General features: G+C 69.1%; 15 protein-coding genes. 9 read left to right on the plus strand and 6 right to left on the minus strand.

Going from position 1 to position 19,870, the window contains the following annotated elements:
* Positions 1–58: 58 nt before the first annotated feature.
* From AC1VNM_RS23635 to AC1VNM_RS23645, 3 genes are read right to left on the minus strand one after another with little or no spacing between them, the layout of a single operon-like run.
* Positions 59–1,576: a YifB family Mg chelatase-like AAA ATPase gene (locus AC1VNM_RS23635; protein WP_483109321.1), complete on the minus strand. Its 1,518-nt coding sequence runs from the start codon at positions 1,574–1,576 to the stop codon at positions 59–61.
* 22 nt (positions 1,577–1,598) lie between these two features.
* Positions 1,599–2,132: a hypothetical protein gene (locus AC1VNM_RS23640; protein WP_377158386.1), complete on the minus strand. Its 534-nt coding sequence runs from the start codon at positions 2,130–2,132 to the stop codon at positions 1,599–1,601.
* 35 nt (positions 2,133–2,167) lie between these two features.
* Positions 2,168–2,803, minus strand: a complete 636-nt coding sequence (locus tag AC1VNM_RS23645) for an ImmA/IrrE family metallo-endopeptidase (RefSeq protein ID WP_483108526.1) — start codon at positions 2,801–2,803, stop codon at positions 2,168–2,170.
* A gap of 236 nt (positions 2,804–3,039) precedes the next feature.
* On the opposite strand from AC1VNM_RS23645, the gene AC1VNM_RS23650 reads away from it, so the two are divergent.
* The 7 genes from AC1VNM_RS23650 (at position 3,040) to AC1VNM_RS23680 (ending at position 12,695) form a co-directional block, all read left to right on the plus strand.
* On the plus strand, positions 3,040–3,762 hold the full coding sequence (locus tag AC1VNM_RS23650; RefSeq protein WP_377158382.1) for a TorF family putative porin: 723 nt from the start codon (positions 3,040–3,042) through the stop codon (positions 3,760–3,762).
* Between the two features lie 10 nt (positions 3,763–3,772).
* Positions 3,773–4,111: a P-II family nitrogen regulator gene (gene glnK, locus AC1VNM_RS23655; RefSeq protein ID WP_067279313.1), complete on the plus strand. Its 339-nt coding sequence runs from the start codon at positions 3,773–3,775 to the stop codon at positions 4,109–4,111.
* Between the two features lie 123 nt (positions 4,112–4,234).
* Complete coding sequence (gene amt, locus AC1VNM_RS23660; RefSeq protein ID WP_377158381.1) at positions 4,235–5,779, plus strand: ammonium transporter; 1,545 nt, start codon at positions 4,235–4,237, stop codon at positions 5,777–5,779.
* Positions 5,780–5,872: 93 nt separating this feature from the next.
* The gene (locus tag AC1VNM_RS23665) at positions 5,873–6,817 is read left to right on the plus strand and encodes a LysR family transcriptional regulator (protein WP_377158379.1); all 945 of its coding nucleotides are present in this window, start codon (positions 5,873–5,875) and stop codon (positions 6,815–6,817) included.
* A gap of 123 nt (positions 6,818–6,940) precedes the next feature.
* Positions 6,941–7,753 (plus strand): putative hydro-lyase, encoded by an 813-nt coding sequence (locus AC1VNM_RS23670; protein ID WP_483108527.1) that lies wholly within the window; start codon positions 6,941–6,943, stop codon positions 7,751–7,753.
* Between the two features lie 28 nt (positions 7,754–7,781).
* Positions 7,782–9,020, plus strand: coding sequence for an MFS transporter (locus tag AC1VNM_RS23675; RefSeq protein ID WP_483108528.1), 1,239 nt, complete (start codon positions 7,782–7,784; stop codon positions 9,018–9,020).
* A gap of 21 nt (positions 9,021–9,041) precedes the next feature.
* Positions 9,042–12,695, plus strand: a complete 3,654-nt coding sequence (locus tag AC1VNM_RS23680) for a hydantoinase B/oxoprolinase family protein (protein ID WP_483108529.1) — start codon at positions 9,042–9,044, stop codon at positions 12,693–12,695.
* On the opposite strand, the gene AC1VNM_RS23685 is transcribed toward AC1VNM_RS23680, so the two are convergent.
* Entirely contained in the window at positions 12,674–13,633 is a 960-nt protein-coding gene (locus AC1VNM_RS23685) for a hypothetical protein (protein WP_483108530.1), read from the minus strand. The genes AC1VNM_RS23680 and AC1VNM_RS23685 overlap by 22 nt on opposite strands.
* A 161-nt stretch (positions 13,634–13,794) precedes the next feature.
* On the opposite strand from AC1VNM_RS23685, the gene gshA reads away from it, so the two are divergent.
* Positions 13,795–15,090, plus strand: a complete 1,296-nt coding sequence (gene gshA / locus AC1VNM_RS23690) for a glutamate--cysteine ligase (RefSeq protein ID WP_377158375.1) — start codon at positions 13,795–13,797, stop codon at positions 15,088–15,090.
* On the opposite strand, the gene AC1VNM_RS23695 is transcribed toward gshA, so the two are convergent.
* Together AC1VNM_RS23695 and AC1VNM_RS23700 are read right to left on the minus strand one after the other, a co-directional pair.
* Positions 15,081–15,338 carry a hypothetical protein gene (locus tag AC1VNM_RS23695; protein ID WP_483108531.1) on the minus strand — a complete coding sequence of 86 codons (258 nt, stop codon included), beginning with the start codon at positions 15,336–15,338 and terminating at the stop codon, positions 15,081–15,083. The two genes, gshA and AC1VNM_RS23695, sit on opposite strands and share 10 nt — an antisense overlap.
* 436 nt (positions 15,339–15,774) lie before the next feature.
* Complete coding sequence (locus AC1VNM_RS23700; RefSeq protein ID WP_431101268.1) at positions 15,775–16,737, minus strand: LysR family transcriptional regulator; 963 nt, start codon at positions 16,735–16,737, stop codon at positions 15,775–15,777.
* A 103-nt stretch (positions 16,738–16,840) separates the two neighbouring features.
* On the opposite strand from AC1VNM_RS23700, the gene AC1VNM_RS23705 reads away from it, so the two are divergent.
* Positions 16,841–19,852 carry a TonB-dependent receptor domain-containing protein gene (locus AC1VNM_RS23705; RefSeq protein ID WP_483108532.1) on the plus strand — a complete coding sequence of 1,004 codons (3,012 nt, stop codon included), beginning with the start codon at positions 16,841–16,843 and terminating at the stop codon, positions 19,850–19,852.
* Positions 19,853–19,870 lie beyond the last annotated feature (18 nt).

Below are 19,870 nucleotides of genomic sequence, written 5' to 3' on the forward strand. Positions count from 1 at the left end.
ACTGCCCGCTCCATCAGTTCGATCCGAACGAGGACTGACACGGGCGCTCCGTCATCGCTCACGCATCGCGCCCCGGCAGCGCGCGGCGCCACTGGATCGCTTCGGAGACATGCGATGCCGTGATGGCGTCACTCTCCGCCAGGTCGGCGACAGTGCGCGCGATGCGCATCACTCGATGGAAGCTGCGCGCGGACCAGGCCAGCCGCGCCGCGGCGCGATGCAGCATCGCTTCGGCTTCCGGCGCCATGGCGAGATGCCGGTCCAGTTGTCCCGCCCCGAGCAGTCCGTTGGTGCATCCCTGCCGACGGATGGCGCGGTCACGGGCCACGGCCACGCGGGCGGCAACGGCAGCGCTGGTCTCGCCGTCCGCGGCCGCCGACAGGATCGCGGGCGGCAGCACCGGCACCTCCACCGTCAGATCGATGCGATCCAGCAGCGGACCTGAGAGGCGGTTCTGATAACGCGTGACCTGATCCGGCGAACATCGGCAGGCCTTGGTCGGATTGCCGAGGTGTCCGCAGGGGCAGGGGTTCATCGCCGCGATCAGTTGGAAGCGCGCCGGGAACTCCGCTTGATGCGCCGCGCGCGAGATGTGGACGCGGCCGGTCTCGAGCGGTTCGCGCAGGGCTTCGAGTGACATGCGCTGGAACTCCGGCAGTTCGTCGAGAAAAAGCACGCCGTGCTGGGCGAGGGTGATCTCGCCCGGCCGCGGCGGCGAGCCGCCGCCGATCATCGCGGCGGACGAGGCGCTGTGATGCGGCGCGCGGAAGGCGCGTTGCGCCCACATTGACGGGCGGAACTGGCCGTTGGCGCTGAGCAGCGCGGCGGACTCCAGCGCCTCGGACTCCGACAAGGGCGGCAGCAGCGTCGGCAGCCGCTGCGCGAGCATCGATTTGCCGGTACCCGGCGGGCCGACCAGGAGGATGCTCAATGCGCCTGCCGCGGCGATCTCCAGGGCGCGCTTCGGCCCGGTCTGGCCCTTGATGTCGCGCAGGTCGAGCGGCGTCTCGCCGCGCGGCGGCGGATCGCGCTGCACGCGAGGCAAGGGCGCTTCGCTGCGGGCTTGCAGCGCATTCACGAGGTCGAGCAGGTGTGCCGCTTCCCGCACCACCAGGCCTTGCACCAGCGCTGCCTCGTCGGCACAGCCGCGCGGCAGGACCAGTTCCCGATCGAGCTTGGCGGCGCGCAGCGCGAGCGCCATCGCCAGCGCGCCCTTGACCGGCCGCAGTTCACCGGACAGACCGAGTTCGCCCGCGCATTCGATGTTCGCGAGCATGTCCGCGTCGATCTGCCCGCTCGCCGCAAGCAGGCCGAGCGCGATCGGCAGGTCGAAGCGCGCGCCTTCCTTCGGCAGGTCGGCCGGCGACAGATTGACCGTGATGCGCTTGTTCGCGGGGAACTCCAGCCCGCTGCTCTGCAACGCGGCGCGCACGCGCTCGCGGGACTCCTTGACCTCCAGGTCCGCGAGACCGACCAGGGTGAAGCTCGGCAGCCCGTTGGCCAGATGGACCTCGACTTCAACGGCCGCGGCGGATAGGCCGTCCAGCGCGCGGCTGTGGATGATGGAGAGGGACATCGCCATGTGACGTCGCCCAGCGTCAGCGTTTGGGCAGGCCCTTGAGCACCATCTCAATGGTGTCTGTCGCGGCTTTGAGCAGCTCGATGCCGGGAAGACCGCCGCCTGCGGAGGAGGTCTCTTTCTCGGGCGTTGAAGGCACATCCGTATTGACCTTCATCGAGAACGTTGCGCGGACCAGTCCGATCGCCAGGACAACCTCGCCAATCAACAGGATCGAGATCACGGCAACGACGGCGTGCGGCCAGGCTTGGGCCGGTGAACCGTTGGTGGCGTCCACGTCGGTCGCCGTGTCGAGGCTCGCGGGTGTCGCATGTGGAGCGTCGTACTGCCCGGCATGCACATCGCTGACAAAGCCGGATATCACGGCGTGGAGGCCGAGTGTGGTGAGGACTAGCACCATGGCGGCGAGGCACAGCGACAACGCGCGGAAGCACATGCGGGCGCGCGCTTCGATCGAGTCGTCAGAGACGCGGAGAAGCGGGATCTCGGGTGTGATCGCGGCCTCCGCCTCCCCTTGTCGGTCCGGTGCGTGCTCCGAGGGAAGTTGGGACATTTGCAGCTCCTTGAGCAGCAGGCGGCGTCATCGAGTCAACGACGTCGGAGCAGCTGTTGGTATCGGAATTCGAGGAGTTCCAATGGAACCCAGAGCGTCTTGACGATGTGGTCGACGTTTCTCATCCAGCCGCTCGTGACGCACCACCGCAGCTTCTCGGTGGGCACGAGCAGACTGGCCGCGAACATGTTGGCCGCATGGTCCCGCGGGTCGGGTGGGTGGTTTCCGAACGAGTTCCACGCCTCCAGCGGCGGATGCTCGTGACGCAGCAGGATATGCCCCAGGCCATGAGCCACCGCGAAACGCTTGCGATGGTTGCTGCCGTTCGTGTCGATCACGATCCGCAGTCCACCGTCCGGACCCGCGTACACCGAATGGCGATGGTGATCAGCCAGGGCACACACACGGATCCCCATCTGCTCGGCAATCTTCTCCGGAAGGATCGGCATCGCGCCATCGCCGTACCGCGCCACCACCCACTCCGCCGCGTCCTCCGGCCGCAGGTGCGACAGGTCCACCGGCCACCGCACCGTCACGTTGCTCGATTCGCCGCTCGATTCGCCGTTCGACCCGCCGTTCGACCTCTCGTTCGATCCGTCGCCTTGCATCTGCATTCCTTCCGCACCCATTCGGTTCATGAGCTCCGCAGTGTCCGCAGCGAACGATTTCACGCCTAGCACCCTGTTGGGGCGTTTCCAGGGTTAACCACTCCCCCGCTTGTGCATGCATTTGGTGCGCTTTGACGCTTGACGGGGCGTGATCGGCAACCGTTCGTGGCGATGTGAGCCGGAATGGGGCCCCTTCATGGGGGAAGGGACTCGCCAAGGCCCGCTTGGCACAAAAGCTGCAAAGCCACGTCCGGAAGCAGTCGCCCAGAGTCGCCCCAAACAATCAGGAGCCCCCGCGCATGAATCCCATCGCCGTCGTCCGCGCCGCAGCCGTCGCCGCCATCGCCGCCATCGCCCTCCCGGCGCTGGCGCAGGAGGCCAACCCGCTGTCCTTCAACGTCAGCGTCACCTCCGACTACCGCTATCGCGGGATCTCGCAGACCCGCCTCAAGCCCGCCCTGCAAGGCGGTGTCGACTACGCCCATTCGAGCGGCTTCTACATCGGCGCCTGGGCCTCGACCATCAAGTGGATCAAGGACGGCGGCGGCGACGCCGACATCGAGATCGACACCTACGCCGGCTACAAGACCGAAGTCGGCGGCGGCGTCACCGTCGACGTCGGTTTCCTGCGCTACAACTACCCCGGCAACGACCTGCCCACCAGCGCCAACACCAACGAGCTGTACGGCGCGGTGTCCTTCGGTCCCGCCACGCTGAAGTACTCGCACTCGATCAGCAACCTGTTCGGTTTCGCCGATTCCAAGCAGAGCGGCTACCTCGACCTGAGCGCCACCTTCGACGTCGGCGGCGGCTTCACCCTGACCCCGCACATCGGTCACCAGAAGGTCAAGAACAACGGCGACTTCAGCTACACGGACTACTCGCTCACGGTGAACAAGGACTGGTCCGGCTTCACCTTCGGCGCCGGCTTCGTCGCCACCAACACCGACAACTACATCGGCGGCAAGGGCAAGGACCTGGGCAAGAACGGTGTGGTCGTGTCCGTCAAGAAGGTCTTCTGAGGAGCTACGCATGAAACTGATCACTGCCGTCATCAAGCCCTTCAAGCTGGATGAAGTGCGCGAGGCGCTGAGCGCCATCGGCGTCCAGGGGCTGACCGTCACCGAGGTCAAGGGCTTCGGCCGCCAGAAGGGCCACACCGAGCTGTACCGCGGCGCGGAGTACGTCGTCGACTTCCTGCCCAAGGTGAAGATCGAGGCCGCGGTCTCCGATACCGTGGTCGAGCAGGTCATCGAGGCGATCGAGAACGCCGCCCGCACCGGCAAGATCGGGGACGGCAAGATCTTCGTCTCCCCGCTGGACCAGGTGATCCGCATCCGTACCGGCGAGACCGGGCAGGACGCCCTCTGATCGCCCCCTGATCCGCCGCGGCCCCCGAGGGAGGCCGCGCACTCCGCAGCAGTCCTTCGCCGTCCCCGCGCGCAGCAGTTCCGCGCGTGCGCCGATCAAGATCCAACGAAGAGAGTCCCGATCATGAAGAAACTACTCGCCTGCCTGGCCTTGGCCGCGGCAGCCTTCACCAGCCTGGCTCCCGCGGCCATGGCGCAGGATGCGGCCTCCGCGCCCGCCGCCGTCGCCAGCGAGACGACCGCCCAGGCCCCCGCGCCGACGGCGCCGGTGGCCGCCGCGCCCGCCGCCTCGGCCCCCGCCGACGCCGCCTCGGCCGCCGCCGCGCCCGCGCCGGTCCCCAACAAGGGCGATACCACCTGGATGATGGTCTCCACCCTGCTGGTGATCCTCATGACCGTTCCCGGCCTGGCGCTGTTCTACGGCGGCCTGGTCCGCAGCAAGAACATGCTGTCGGTGCTGATGCAGGTGATGGTGACCTTCTCGCTGATCCTGGTGCTGTGGGCCCTGTACGGCTACAGCCTGGCGTTCACCGAAGGCAACAAGTTCGTCGGCGGTTTCGACCGGCTGTTCATGAAGGGCATCTGGGACAACGTGGCCGGCACCTTCGCGCCGGCGGCGACCTTCAGCAAGGGCGTCTACATCCCCGAGATCGTGTTCGCCGCGTTCCAGGCCACCTTCGCCGGCATCACCTGCTGCCTGATCGTCGGCGCCTTCGCCGAGCGCATCAAGTTCAGCGCGGTGCTGCTGTTCATGGTCCTCTGGTTCACCTTCAGCTACGCGCCGATGGCCCACATGGTCTGGTTCTGGATGGGTCCGGACGCCTATGCCTCGGCGGCGGTCGTCGATGAGATGAACAGCAAGGCCGGCCTGATCTGGCAATGGGGCGCGCTGGACTTCGCCGGCGGCACCGTGGTGCACATCAACGCCGCCGTCGCGGGCATCGTCGGTGCCTTCATGGTCGGCAAGCGCATCGGCTACGGCAAGGAAGCGTTCACGCCGCACAGCCTGACGCTGACGATGGTCGGTGCCTCGCTGCTGTGGGTGGGCTGGTTCGGCTTCAACGCCGGTTCCGCGCTGGAAGCCAACGGCTTCGCCGCGCTGGCCTTCATCAACACGCTGTTCGCCACCGCCGCCGCGGTGCTGGCCTGGTGCGTCGGTGAAGCGCTGCTCAAGGGCAAGGCCTCGATGCTGGGTGCCGCGTCGGGCGCCGTGGCCGGTCTGGTCGCGATCACGCCGGCTGCCGGCAACGTCGGCATCGGCGGCGGTCTGGTGATCGGCCTGGTCGCCGGCTTCGCCTGCCTGTGGGGTGTGTCGGGCCTGAAGAAGCTGCTGGGCGCGGACGACTCGCTGGACGTCTTCGGCGTCCACGGCGTGGGCGGCATCGTCGGCGCGCTGCTGACCGGTGTCTTCAACTCCCCGAGCCTGGGCGGCCCCTCGGCCGTCGGCGACTGGGTGACCGCGGCGACGATCGCGCCGGACGCCTACTCGATCGGCTCGCAGGTCTTCACGCAGCTCAAGGCCGTCCTGCTGACCATCGTGTGGTCGGGCGTGGTCTCGGTGATCGCGTTCAAGGTGGTCGACCTGGTGATCGGTCTGCGCGTCTCCGAAGAGGAAGAGCGCGAGGGCCTGGACATCGCGTCGCACGGCGAAACCGCGTATCACAAGTAAGCATTCGAGAAGTAGATCTCCAGTCTCCTGCAATGCTCAAAGCCGCCCCTCGGGGCGGCTTTTTTCGTCGGTGCATCCCCATAATCCGCCGCCATGAACCTCCGCTTTGTCGAAGCCTTCCACTGGGCCGCCTCGCTGCGCAGCGTCACGCGCGCGGCGGAGAAGCTGCACATCACGCAGTCCGCGCTGTCCAGCCGCATCGCGTCGCTGGAGGAGGAACTCGGCGTGGTGCTGCTGGACCGTCGCGACAAGCAGTTCCGTCTGACCGTGGCCGGCCAGCGTTTCCAGACGCTGGCGCAGCGCCTGCTCGACGTGCAGCGGCAGGTGAAGGAGGAGATGGGCGGCGCCGGCGGCGCGGGGCGGCCCGTGGTGCTGCGCATCGGCGCGATCGAGTCGGTGGTGCACAGCTGGCTCACCGGCTGGCTGCAGGAGATGCGCGCGGCGAATCCGGACTTCGAGCTCGAGCTGACGGTGGAGACCTCGCCGGTGCTGGTCGATCAGGTGCGGCGGGGCGCGCAGGACCTGGTCTTCGCGGCGATCCCCGCGGCGGACGCCGGCGGCGTGCGCACGCGGGCGATGGCGTCGATGCCGATGGGTTTCGTCGGCCGGTCGGACCTGCACACGAAGCGCCGCTACGGGCTGTCGGACCTGGCGGGCCACGACCTGCTGACCTTCCAGCGCGGCTCGCAGCCGCACCAGGCGCTGCTGCAGATGTTCCAGGAATCCGGCCTGCCGCTGCCGCGCGTGCACGCGATCTCGTCGATCTCCGCGATGGTGCAGCTGGTGGAGGGGGGCTTCGGCATCGCCACGCTGCCGGTGGCGGTGGCGGAGCAGCTGGCGAAGCGGCTCTCGCTGCGCGTGCTGCGCAGCGACACCGACCTGGTGGCGCTGCCCATCCACGCGAGCTACCGCGAGGATCCGAGCTCGCAGCTCACCGAGACGGTGCTCGACTCCGCGCTGGACTTCGTCGCGCGGCAACAGCGCGCGGCGCGGGCTTCCGGGAAACCCCGCATGGCCGGAACGTCGACCCCGCGCTAAGCGGAAGCACTGCTGGGCTCATCGAAAAAATCGATGAGGCGAGGCGGAAAATTTCCGTTGGATCGCGAGGCCGGGCGGCTTCCACAATCCGCCGCATCGTCAGACAGCCTTCGCGATCCCGCCATGAGCCACCCGACCGATTCCCTCGATCTCGACGCGTCCTCCAGCGCGCTCGACGTCCGACTCGCCGCGCGTCGCGGCGGTTTCACCGGCCACACCAGCGGCCTGGCCAGCGAGTTCGTGCAGGCGAATCTCGCCATCCTGCCGGCGGCGCTGGCCGCGGACTTCCGCCGCTACTGCGCGCTGAACCCGCAGGCCTGCCCGCTGCTCGGCGTGACCGAGCCTGGGGATCCGACGCTCGCCGCGCTCGGCGTCGACCTGGACCTGCGCACCGACGTGCCGCGCTACCGCGTGTGGCGGGACGGTGAACTCGTCGACGAGCCCGCCGACGTGACGCGCTGGTGGCGCGACGACCTGGTCGCCTTCGTCATCGGCTGTTCGTTCTCGTTCGAGCACGCGCTGCTGGCCGAGGGCATTCCGCTGCGTCACGTCGAGCAGCGCCGCAACGTCGCGATGTACCGCACCAGCATCGAGACCGCGCCGGCCGGCGTCTTCCGCGGACCGACCGTCGTGTCGATGCGGCCGCTGACCGCCGCCGATGCGATCCGCGCGGTGCAGATCACGTCGAAGCTGCCGCAGGTGCACGGCGCGCCGCTGCACCTGGGCGATCCGTCGCGCATCGGCATCCACGACATCGCCAGCCCCGACTACGGCGACGCCGTCGACATCCGGGACGGCGAGCTCCCGGTGTTCTGGGCCTGCGGCGTCACGCCGCAATCGGCGATCGCGACGGCCCGTCCGCCGTTCTGCATCACGCATGCGCCGGGGCACATGCTCGTCACCGACCTCCTGAACCGCGATCTCATCGCGGCCTGATCGCGGTCCAACAACAAGGAACGACACCATGTGGCTCAGAGACACCACGCCGACCGAACGGCGCACGCTCACCGCGACTTTCGCCGGCTACGCCGTCGACGGCTTCGACTACATGATCTACACCTTCCTGATCCCCACGCTGATCGCGGCCTGGGGCATGAGCAAGGGACAGGCCGGCGCGATCGCCACCGGCGCGCTGCTGACCTCGGCGGTCGGCGGCTGGGCGGCCGGGGTCCTCGCGGACCGCTTCGGCCGTGTCCGCGTGCTGCAGTGGACGGTGCTGTGGTTCGCGCTGTTCACGTTCCTCAGCGGATTCACGACCTCGTTCGAGCAGCTCTTCTTCACCCGCGCGATGCAGGGCTTCGGCATGGGCGGCGAGTGGGCCGTCGGCTCGGTGCTGATCGCCGAGACGATCAAGGCGAGACATCGCGGCAAGGCCGCCGGCCTGGTGCAGAGCAGCTGGGCCATCGGCTGGGCGGCGTCGGCGCTGGCGTTCTGGGGGCTGTACTCGGTGCTGCCGCCGGAGACCGCGTGGAAGGTGCTCTTCTGGATCGGCATCCTGCCGGCGCTGCTGATCCTCTACATCCGCCGCAACCTTGACGAGCCGCCGGTCTACCTGGCTGAGCAGGCGCGCGCCAAGGCCCGCGGCGAGCGCGCGAACTTCCTGCGGATCTTCTCGCCAGAACTGCTGCGCAACACGGTGCTCGCCAGCGTGCTGGCCACCGGCATGCAGGGCGCGTACTACTCGGTGACGACCTGGCTGCCGACGTTCCTCAAGACCGAGCGCCACCTGTCGGTGCTGGGCACCAGTGGTTATCTGCTGGTGCTGATCGCGGGCTCCTTCGCCGGTTACCTGACGAGCGCGTGGCTCTGCGACGCGATCGGCCGGCGCCGCTGCTTCATGCTGTTCGCGCTGATGGGCGGCATCCTGGTGCTGGCCTACACGCAAATGCCGATCACCGACAGCCTGATGCTGGTGCTGGGCTTCCCGCTGGGCTTCTTCCTCTCGGGCATCTTTTCCGGCATGGGCGCCTTCCTGTCGGAGCTGTTCCCCAGCGACGTGCGGGGCTCGGGCCAGGGCTTTTGCTACAACATCGGACGGGCGTTCGGCGCGGCCTGTCCCGCGCTGATCGGACACTTCAGCACGCAGTACCCTCTCGGGCAGACCTTGGGATGGATCGCGGCGCTGTGCTATGGCCTCGTGATCGTCGCGGCGCTGGCGCTGCCTGAGACCCGTGGACGCGAACTCGCGCCCGCGGCAGCCTGAATGAACTCCTGGGACCTCACGATGCAAGCCACCCCTTCCCCCGATCGCTGGCAGTTCTGGATCGACCGCGGCGGCACCTTCACCGATCTGGTCGGACGCGCGCCCGATGGCACGCTGCAAACGCTCAAGCTGCTGTCGGAGAACCCCGAGCACTACCGCGACGCGGCGGTCGAGGGCATCCGCCGCCTGCTCGGCCTGAAGGCCGGCGAGCCGATCACGGCGGAGCGGGTCGACTGCGTCAAGATGGGCACGACAGTGGCGACCAACGCGCTGCTGGAGCGCCGCGGCGACCGCACGCTGCTGGTGACGACGCGCGGCTTCCGCGACGCGCTGCGCATCGCGACGCAGGCGCGGCCCCGGCTCTTCGAGCGCCACATCCAGCTGCCCGAGCTGCTGTACGAGCGCGTCGTCGAGGCCGACGAGCGTGTCGACGCGCAGGGCCGCGAGATCGCGCCGCTGGACGACGCCGCGCTGCGCGTGGAGCTGCAATCGGCGTTCGACGCCGGCCTGCGCGCCTGCGCGATCGTGTTCCTGCACGGCTGGCGCGCGCCGGCGCATGAGCTCGCGGCCAAGCGCCTCGCGCAGGACATCGGCTTCACGCAGATCTCGGTCTCGCACGAGGTGAGTCCGCTGATGAAGCTGATCCCGCGCGGCGACACGACCGTCGTCGACGCCTACCTGAGTCCGATCCTGCGGCGCTACGTCGACCAGGTGGCGGCCGAGATGCCCGGCGTCCGGCTGTTCTTCATGCAGAGCTCCGGCGGCCTGACCGAGGCGCGTCGCTTCCAGGGCAAGGACGCGATCCTCAGCGGCCCGGCCGGCGGCATCGTCGGCATGGTGCGCACGGCCGAGGCAGCCGGCCACGACCGGGTCATCGGCTTCGACATGGGCGGCACGTCGACCGACGTCAGCCACTTCGCCGGCGAGTTCGAGCGCGCCTTCGACACAGAGGTCGCCGGCGTGCGCATGCGTGCGCCGATGATGAGCATCCACACGGTGGCGGCGGGCGGGGGCTCGGTGATCGCCTTCGACGGCGCGCGTCTGCGCGTCGGGCCGGCCTCGGCCGGCGCGAACCCCGGTCCCGCGAGCTACCGCCGCGGCGGCCCGCTCGCGACGACGGACGCCAACGTGATGCTGGGCCGCATCCAGCCGGCGCATTTCCCCAAGGTCTTCGGACCGGGCGCGGACGAGCCGCTGGACGGCGAGGTCGTGAAGACGCGCTTCGCCGAGCTCGCCGCGCAGATGTCCGCCGCGGGCAAGCCGATGACGGCGGAGGACGCCGCCGCCGGCGCGTTGCAGATCGCCGTCGGCGCGATGGCGAACGCGATCAAGCGCATCTCGGTCGCGCGCGGCTACGACGTCACCGGCTACACGCTGCAATGCTTCGGCGGCGCGGGCGGCCAGGCCGCCTGCCTGGTCGCGGACGCGCTCGGCATGACGCGCATCCTGGCGCATCCGTTCGCCGGCGTGCTCAGCGCCTACGGCATGGGCCTGGCCGACCAGACCGCCATGCGCGAGGCTTCGATCGAGCGTGCGCTCGATGCCGACGGCCTGTCCGCCGCGCGCGAGACGGCGGCGTCGCTGGCCGCGCAGGCCGGCGGCGAGCTGGCGTCGCAGGGCGTCTCCGCCGGCGCGTTGCGCACCATCGCGCGGGCGCAGGTCCGCTACCAGGGCACCGACACGGCGCTCACCTGTCCGCTGCCGCTCGACGGGTCGGCGCCGGCCGCGATCGCCGCCATCCGCGAAGCCTTCGAATCGGCCTACCGGCGGCGCTTCGCCTTCCTGATGCCGGACCGCGCGCTGGTGATCGAGGCGGTCTCGGTCGAGGCGCTGGCCGCCGGCGCGTCGCTGGAGGCGCCCGTCGAGGCCGCCATCGCGAGCGCGCATCGCCCCGAGCCGCTGGAGCGCGTGCGCATGTACTGCCTGGCCGACGAGTCGCCCGCCGGCTGGCGCGACGCCGAACTCCACCACCGCGAGTCGCTGCGCCCGGGCGCGCGCATCGACGGTCCGGCGATCGTCGCGGAGCGCAACGCGACCACGGTCGTCGACGCCGGCTGGCGCGCCGAGCTGCAGTCCTCGGGCGACCTGCTGCTGACCCGCGTCCGCGAACGCACCCGCACGCGGGCGCTCGGCACCGAGGCCGACCCGGTGGTGCTGGAGGTCTTCAACAACCTCTTCATGAACATCGCCGAGCAGATGGGCCTGCGGCTCCAGAACACGGCCCATTCGGTCAACATCAAGGAACGGCTGGACTTCAGCTGCGCGCTGTTCGACGCGCAGGGCCAGCTGATCGCCAACGCGCCGCACATGCCGGTGCACCTGGGCTCGATGAGCGAGTCGATCCGCTCGGTGATCGAGCGCAATCCGTCGATGAAGCGCGGCGATGTCTACGTCCTCAACGACCCGTACCACGGCGGCACGCACCTGCCCGACATCACCGTCGTGACGCCGGTGTTCCTGGACGAGGACGACGCCAGTCCCGGCTTCTTCGTCGCCAGCCGCGGCCACCACGCCGACATCGGCGGCATCACGCCGGGCTCGATGCCGCCGTTCTCGCGGGACATCACCGAGGAGGGCGTGCTGATCGACAACTTCCAGCTGGTCGAGCAGGGCCGGCTGCGGGAGGCCGAGCTGCAGGCCCTGCTGCGCTCGGGGCCGCACCCCAGCCGCAATCCGGCGCAGAACCTGGCCGACCTGCGCGCCCAGGTGGCCGCCAACGAGAAGGGCGTGCAGGAGCTGCAGGCGATGGTGGCCCAGTTCGGCCGCGCCACCGTCGAGGCCTACATGCAGCACGTGCAGGACAACGCCGAGGCCTCGGTGCGGCGCGTGATCTCGGTGCTGAAGGACGGCGCGTTCACGCTGCCGCTGGACAACGGCGCCCGCATCCAGGTGGCGGTGACCGTGGACACGGCGGCGCGCCGCGCGACCGTCGACTTCACCGGCACCAGCGCGCAGCAGCCCAACAACTTCAACGCGCCCAGGTCGATCACGATGGCGGCGGTGCTCTACGTGTTCCGCACGCTGGTCGATGACGCGATCCCGCTGAACGCCGGCTGCCTGAAGCCGATCGACGTGATCGTGCCCGAGGGCTGCATGCTCAATCCGCGTTATCCGGCGGCGGTGGTGGCGGGCAACGTGGAGACCTCGCAGTGCGTGACCAACGCGCTGTACGGCGCGCTCGGCGTGATGGCGGCCGGCCAGTGCACGATGAACAACTTCACCTTCGGCGATGCGACGCACCAGTACTACGAGACGATCTCGGGCGGCTCCGGCGCCGGGCCGGGCTTCGCGGGCACCTCGGTCGTGCAGACGCACATGACGAACTCGCGGCTCACCGATCCCGAGGTGCTGGAGTTCCGCTTCCCGGTGCGGCTGGACAGCTATGCCATCCGGCAGGGATCGGCCGGCGCGGGCCGCTGGTCCGGCGGGGAGGGCGGGGAACGCCGCATCCGTTTCCTGACGCCGATGACGGCCTCGATCCTGAGCAACGGGCGGACGTCGGGCGCCTTCGGCATGGCCGGCGGCCAGCCGGGGGCGGTCGGCGAGAACCTCGTCGAGCGCGCCGACGGCCGGATCGAGCCGCTGGGCCACATCGGCCAGGTGGAGATGGCGCCCGGGGATGTCTTCGTCATCCGCACGCCCGGCGGCGGGGGTTACGGCGTGGACCGGCGCTGATCGTCCGGAGCGCCGCTCAGGGGATTTGCGGCGAGGTATTCGGTGAAGTCGGCCATCGTCGTCAGATCCTTCTCCATCAGGGAGAAGGCGCCGCATAGCGCTGTCAGATCACGGGCGTGACGCAGCGTGACGGCGTCGACTTCGGCAGGGCGCAGCCGGTGCCCGGTCCAGTCCGTGAAGATGCGTTCCATGCCGGCCAGCGCGGCGGCAGGCCCGCGTCCGTCGACGGACAGGAAGGCGATCCGCTCGTCAGGGCAGTCCTGGCGGTGGCGTTGGCAATGGCGGACGAGGGCGAGCGCTTCTGCCACCGTCAGGGCGTCGCTTGGGTCCGTCCGACCGAGTTCCACCAGATCGATGCTGCATTTCTGCGTCCGCGCCGCCGCCCTGCCATGGCGTGCCGGCGGAGCCAGCATCAGATCGAGCTGAACGGTCGTTGCGCGCTCGGGCAGGCCCTGCGTCGGCGGCGTGTCGACCCGACAGATGTCCGCCCGTTCGCCGGTGGGCAACTCGCCGTCCCAGGTGGAGGACAGGCCGTGGGGGCCCGTGCGGCAGGACTCCCCGGTGCTCAGGTCGACGATGAGGCCGACGTTGTGATGCATCAGCGCGCCGATCAGGCGGGCCCGGCTGGTGTCATCGACATCAGGCGCCCGCAGCACCAGCGTGTGGCTATCGACGAGATGGCCGCGCAGCGGCGCATCGTTCCCGCCTTGTCGAGGGGTATGCAGGGACAACGCCGCTTTGCCGGGCAGGCGGCCGACGTCGCCAGTGCCACCTGGCGGCCCGGAGAAGCCGGTCCGACGCTCCAGTTCCTGGTAGAGGCGACGACCACGCTGGGGATTGGCGTAGACGACGACCGTGTCATCCGCCGACGGGATCTCGGCCGGCAGTGTGGGCTCCGATCGAGCGGTGAAGAAGCTCGGCAGCAGGTAGTTCAGCATGGGGATTTGCGAAGTGGTGTCGTCTGATGAGTTGTCGCCGGACCTCTTGAGTTCGAGGGAAGGAACGGAGCCTCTTGACTTGCGGCATGTCGCCCCCAGTTGCGCATGCCTAGAATCGGCTTACTCCCCTCAGGTCCGCCTCCCGGCGGCCGCTGCCCATCATGGTCCCTCACCTCATCACCGCCCTGACCGGGCCCATCAATGAACTGGAGCAGCGCGTGCTCGAGTCGATGCCGGCGATCGAACGCTGGTTCCGGCTCGAGTGGATGGAGCACACGCCCCCCTTCTACAGCTCGGTGGACCTGCGCAATGCCGGCTTCAAGCTGGCGCCGGTGGACACCAACCTGTTCCCCGGCGGCTTCAACAACCTGACGCCGGAGATGCTGCCGCTGGCCGTGCAGGCGGCCATGGCGGCGATCGAGAAGATCTGCCCCGAGGCCAAGAACCTGCTGCTGGTCCCGGAAGCGAAGAACCGCGGCAGCTTCTACCTGTCGAACCTGGCGACGCTGGTCCGCATCTTCTCGATGGCGGGGCTGAACGTGCGGCTGGGCTCGCTGGACGAGTCGGTCAAGGAGCCGACCACGGTCGCGCTGCCGGACGGCAATTCGCTGACGCTGGAGCCGCTGGTCCGCCAGCGCTCGCGGCTGATGCTCAAGGACTTCGATCCCTGCACCATCCTGCTGAACGACGACCTGTCGGCCGGCACGCCGGACGTGCTGAAGCACCTGCACGAGCAGTACCTGCTGCCGCCGCTGCATGCCGGCTGGGCGCAGCGCCGCAAGAGCCAGCACTTCCGCGCGTACGAGGAAGTCTCGAAGAAGTTCGCCAAGCTGCTGGGCATGGACCCGTGGCTGATCTATCCGCACTCGGTGGCGGTGGACGGGCTGGACTTCGCGACGGGCGCCGGCCTGGACGCGCTGCAGGCGCAGGTCGACGCGACGCTGACGCGCACGCGCCGCAAGTACAAGGAATACGGCATCCAGGAGAAGCCCTTCGTCGTCGTCAAGCCGGACGCCGGCACGCACGGCCTGGGCGTGATGACGATCCGCGACGCGAAGGACCTGGACGTGCTGGCGATCAAGGCGCGCGACAAGCTGGCCAGACTCGAGGGCGTGCCCGCGCTGTCGCAGGTGCTGGTGCAGGAAGGCGTCGTCACGCATGAGCGCATGCACGAGGCGGTCGCCGAGCCGGTCGTGTACATGATGGACCGCTACGTCGTCGGCGGCTTCTACCGCGTGCATGCCGACCGCGCCGAGGACGAGAACCTCAACGCGCCGGGATCGAGCTATGTGCCGCTGGCCTTCGCGCACTCGTCGCACCTGCCCGCCCCGGGCGAGAAGCCCGGCGCCAGCGCGCCCAACCGCTTCTACATGTACGGCGTGATCGGCCGCCTCGCCATGCTCGCGGCGAGCTACGAGCTGGAGACGACCGATCCGGACGCCGAGGACTACGCCTGAGCCGAGGCCGCCTGCGGACGCAGGCGGTCGATCAGCCGATGCACGGCGGCGTCGACCGCGCGCCAGGCCCGACGCAGCGGCAGCGGCACGGCATTCGCCAGGCGCTGCTTGACGCGCTGGTACCGCGTGGGCGGCGGATCCGCCAGGTGCAATGGCAGCGCGCCCCCGAGAGGGTGCGGTGCGCGGGCCGAGGGGCTCTTCGGCGCCTGGCCGGGACGCAGCAGCGAGCGGGCCTCTCCCTCGGTCACTTCCTCCCAACCGCTTGACTGGGGCCGCGCTTTGTTCACGGATGCGTCCACTGATGCGTTCACGGATTCCAGGCGCAGTACCGCGGGGGGCGTCCATGGCTGTTGCCATCGCGGTGGCTGAGGGGCCGGGCCCTTGTTGCTCCGCTGGCCCGAGGCCGGGGACAGCCCGTGGGCGGTGCGGGCGGTCGGAAGATTCAACAGGCGCTCGGTGAATCGGGTCTGGGTCGGATCCAGCAGTCGGGCGTTGTCGGGACGCCCTGCGTACGAAGCACCCGATACGTTGCGGTGGTAGCGCGGGAGGGGAGTGGGGGTGAACATGGAGACCTTCGATCCATGAGACCACCTCATGGTTGCCAGGCTCAGTTGTCAGCGGGCATCCCTGGTTCCACCGGTCGCCCGATTTTCGTCCGGCGCCTCCACGGGCCTGGCGGGCGGGTCAGTGCTTGCCGCTCTCGGCACCCGCCGTCTCCACCAGCAGCTGCCTGAAGCGCTCCACCGCCTCGACCTGCGTTTCGGGCAGGTGCCAGACGCTCATCGGGCCGAGCCCCAGATCGACTGCATGCGGCAGGATCACGACCACCTCCTGCTTCGCAGCGGTCATGGCCATGTCGTGCGGCATGACGGCGACCAGCGGCATCTCGCGCATCAGGCTCAAGGCGAGCATCGCGTCGCCGCTCTCGATCAGGTCGGCGGGCGGCGCGAGGCCCATCTCCTGCCAGAGCCGGTCCATCAGCATCCGCGTGCGCGTGCCCGGCAGTTGCCAGATCCAGCGCTGGTGGCTCAGCACTTCCCAGCTCAGCTTGGGCGTGCGCGCCAGCGGATGCTGCGCGCTCATCGTCAGCACTTCGGGTTGCGGCAGCAGCGACACGCGCGCCAGTCCGAGCGGCTCGTCCTGCGGCATCGCGCGGGCGACGACCAGGTCCAGCGTCCCCGCCTGCAGTTCCGCGAACAGCGAGCGCAACGCATGCGTGCGCACGCTCAGCGTGACGCCGGGGTTCTCGCGCTTCATCGCCGTGATGGCCACCGGCAGCAGGCGCGCGAGCGATGCGTTGGTCGCCCCGATGCGCACCTCGCCGGACGCGCCGCGCACCATCGTGGCGACGTCGCCCGCGGCGCGTTGCAGGTCGGCATCGAGCTTGCGCGCCAGCGTCAGCAGACGACGCCCCAGCGGCGTGGGCTGCATGTTGCGTCCGCGCCGCAGGAACAGGGTTTGTCCCAGCCCTTGCTCCAGCTCCGCCAGCGTCTTGCTCACCGCGGGCTGCGTCACATGCAGCTGATCGGCGGCAGCGCTGATGCTGCCGGTGTCGTTGAGGGCCAGCAGCACCCGTGCGTGGCGCAGCGACATGCGTCGGATGACGAAGTGTTCGGCGGCCTCGGGCGACGTCGATGACGCATTCATAACCAAAGTTTCACAAGTCCATCACAAAGCATCATGGCCCGAAAGACGCCCCTCCTTACCGTGACCCCGTCTCCCCCGAGTCCCGTCACAGGAGTGTTCTTTCATGGTCCGTCGAATTTCCCGTCCGCAGCGCCTGCTTCCGGTGCAGCCCTTGCAGCTTGCGGCTGCCATCGCCCTCGCGCTCGCCAGCCAGGCCCACGCCCAGCAGGCCCCCGCCGCCGTCGCATCGGCCGCGGCCACGTCCCCTTCGGCGGATGACTCGAAGAAGCTGGAGCGCGTCGAGATCACCGGCACGCTGATCAAGCGCACCGACAAGGAGACGCCGTCGGTCGTCCAAAGTATCACGCGCGAAGACATCCGCAACTCCGGATATGCCAACGTCGAGGAGCTGCTGCGTGCGAACTCCGCCGTCGACCTGGGCTCGATCGGCGACGGCGCCGCGTCGGGCTTCGTCGGCGGCCTGTCGACGATCTCGCTGCGCGGCTTCGGCTCGCAAGGCACGCTGATCCTGATCAACGGCCGCCGCACCGCGCCGGTCGCGGCGGTGGACGTGAACTTCGGCCGCGGCACGATGATCAACGTCAACACCATCCCCAAGGAGGCGATCGAACGCATCGACATCCTGAAGGACGGCGCCTCGGCGATGTACGGCTCGGACGCGATGGCCGGCGTCATCAACTACATCCTGCGCAAGGACTACCAGGGCATCGAGGGCAGCGCCTCCTACGGCGCCAACGACCAGGGCGTCGGCGCGACGAAGAACGGCGCGATCACCTTCGGCTTCGGCAACCTGGCCACGCAGCGCTTCAACGTCTTCGGCGGCCTGGAGGTCTCCAAGCGCGACAGCGTCATGGCCAACGAGCTGAAGGACCGCGGCAACCTTGCGCTGCAGAACCAGTACCTGACGTCCAACGGCTCGCTGGCGCGCTTCACGCCGGACTCGTCGGCATCGTTCTACGGCAACTACTACCGCGTGCCGACCAGCCTGACGGGCTCCACCACGATCGGCGGCATCAGCGTCGCCAACAACAGCCTGTCGGGCGCCAACTACCTGGGCACCCTGTCCGGCTGCCCGGCGGACCGGACCGTCGGCCAGGGCGTGCCGAACCGGCCCGCGGGCTTCCTGCCCACGACCGGCTCGCTGCCGACGGGACTGTGCCGCTTCAGCCTCGACGACGCGGACGAGATCGTCGCCAAGCAGGACCGCCAGAGCGGCATGGTGCGCGGCACCTTCGCGATCAACAACGACCTGACCGCGTATGCCGACCTGATGTACTCGAAGACCAAGACGACCGAGCAGCGCGTGCCGTACGCGATGACGACGTCGCTGGTGACCTCGGGCAACCCGGTCGCGACGACCTGGCCCAAGCTGGACGGCAGCTTCCTGCGTCAGAACGCGATCATCCTGCCCGTCGGCCACCCGGACAACCCGACCAACGGCACGGCGAACCAGCAGCAGGTGCAGCTGATCTACCGCTTCGAGGACCTGCCCCGGGGCGACATCAACATCCTGCGCTCCACGCGCCTGACGGCGGGCCTCGAAGGCACCGCCTTCGGCTGGGACTTCGACACCGCGATCCTGGTCAGCCAGAACAACAACGAGCGCTTCCAGGAAGGCCGCGTGCGCAGCTCGCTGCTGAACGCGGCGATCGCCAACGGCACCTACCGCTTCGGCAAGACCAATTCGCAGGAGGCGATCAACAGCGTGTCGTCGACGGCCTACAACGAGGGCAAGTCGCAGCTGGTGTCGTGGGACCTGCGCGGCAGCCGCGAGCTGTTCCAGCTGCCGGGCGGCCCGGCCGCGATCGCCGTCGGTACCGAGCTGCGCAAGGAGAAGCTCGACGCCATCCCCGACGACGTCTACGGCACCGGCGACTACATCGGCCTGGTGGCCAACGGCGCCTCGGGCAGCCGCAAGTCGTATGCCGCCTTCACCGAGCTGAGCCTGCCCGTCGTGAAGCAGCTGGAGCTGCAGGCCGCGGCGCGCTACGAGCACTACGACGACTTCGGCAACAGCACCACCGGCAAGGCCGGCTTCAAGTGGACGGCGCTGCCGTCGCTGATGGTGTTCCGCGGCACGGCGGCGACGGGCTTCCGCGCGCCGGCGATCTCGCAGATCGGCAACTCGTTCGCGCTGTCCTTCCACAGCTTCCAGGAGCGCCGCGTCTTCGACAGCCTGCGCTGCGACACCAGCAACCCCAACGCCCCGGTCAGCAAGGCGCCGGTGTCGGTGAACCGCGACTGCAACGTGCTGGGCTTCAGCGCGGTGCCGTCGGGCACGACCAACCCGGGCAGCATCCCGACGGTGATCAGCGCCAACCCGAACCTGGAGCCGGAGAAGTCCAATTCGTTCACCGCCGGCATGATCTTCACGCCGAGCAAGTACGCGGACCTGGCGATCGACGGCTGGTACTTCCACCGCAAGAACGAGATCCGCTCGCAGCGCGGCGTGGACATCATGGACGACTACAACGCCAACCCGAACTCGGGGAACGTGCAGGTCGTGCGTGATCCCAATCCCGAGACCTGGCTGCCGGGCGTGGCCAACAGCGGCCCGATCATCATGCTGGTGCGCCAGTACGGCAACAACGAGTGGACCAAGACCTCGGGCATCGACTACGACCTCAACATCCGCCTGCCGGCGATGGCGTGGGGCAAGTTCAGCATGAACGTCAACGGCACCTACACGGCGCGCTACGACCAGCTGATCCTCAAGGGCGGCGAGGTGCAGCACCAGGTCGGCACCACGACGTCGGACATCTCCAAGACCCGCGCCAGCGCGACGTTCAAGTGGGACACCGACCGGGCGCGGGGCTGGATCCGCTTCAACCACGCGGATCCGCTGTCGAGCACGGTGTGCTCGTCGCTGACCGCGGCGCAGCGGGCCTTCCTGAGCAACCTCAACCGCTGCCGCGTGGGCCGCGACCGCACGATCGACCTGGGCGCCTCGTACAGCGGCATCAAGGGCCTGACGCTGTCGGCCAGCGTCATCAACGTCACCAACGACTACGACCGCGCCAACGGCATCCCGACCGTGTTCAGCTACTACGACAGCGGCGCGTCCAACGTGCTGGGCCGGCGCTTCAACGTCGGGGCGAGCTACGTGTTCCAGTGATCGCCGTCAACCCCCGCC

Source organism: Mitsuaria sp. MSU3D (genome assembly GCF_056867975.1).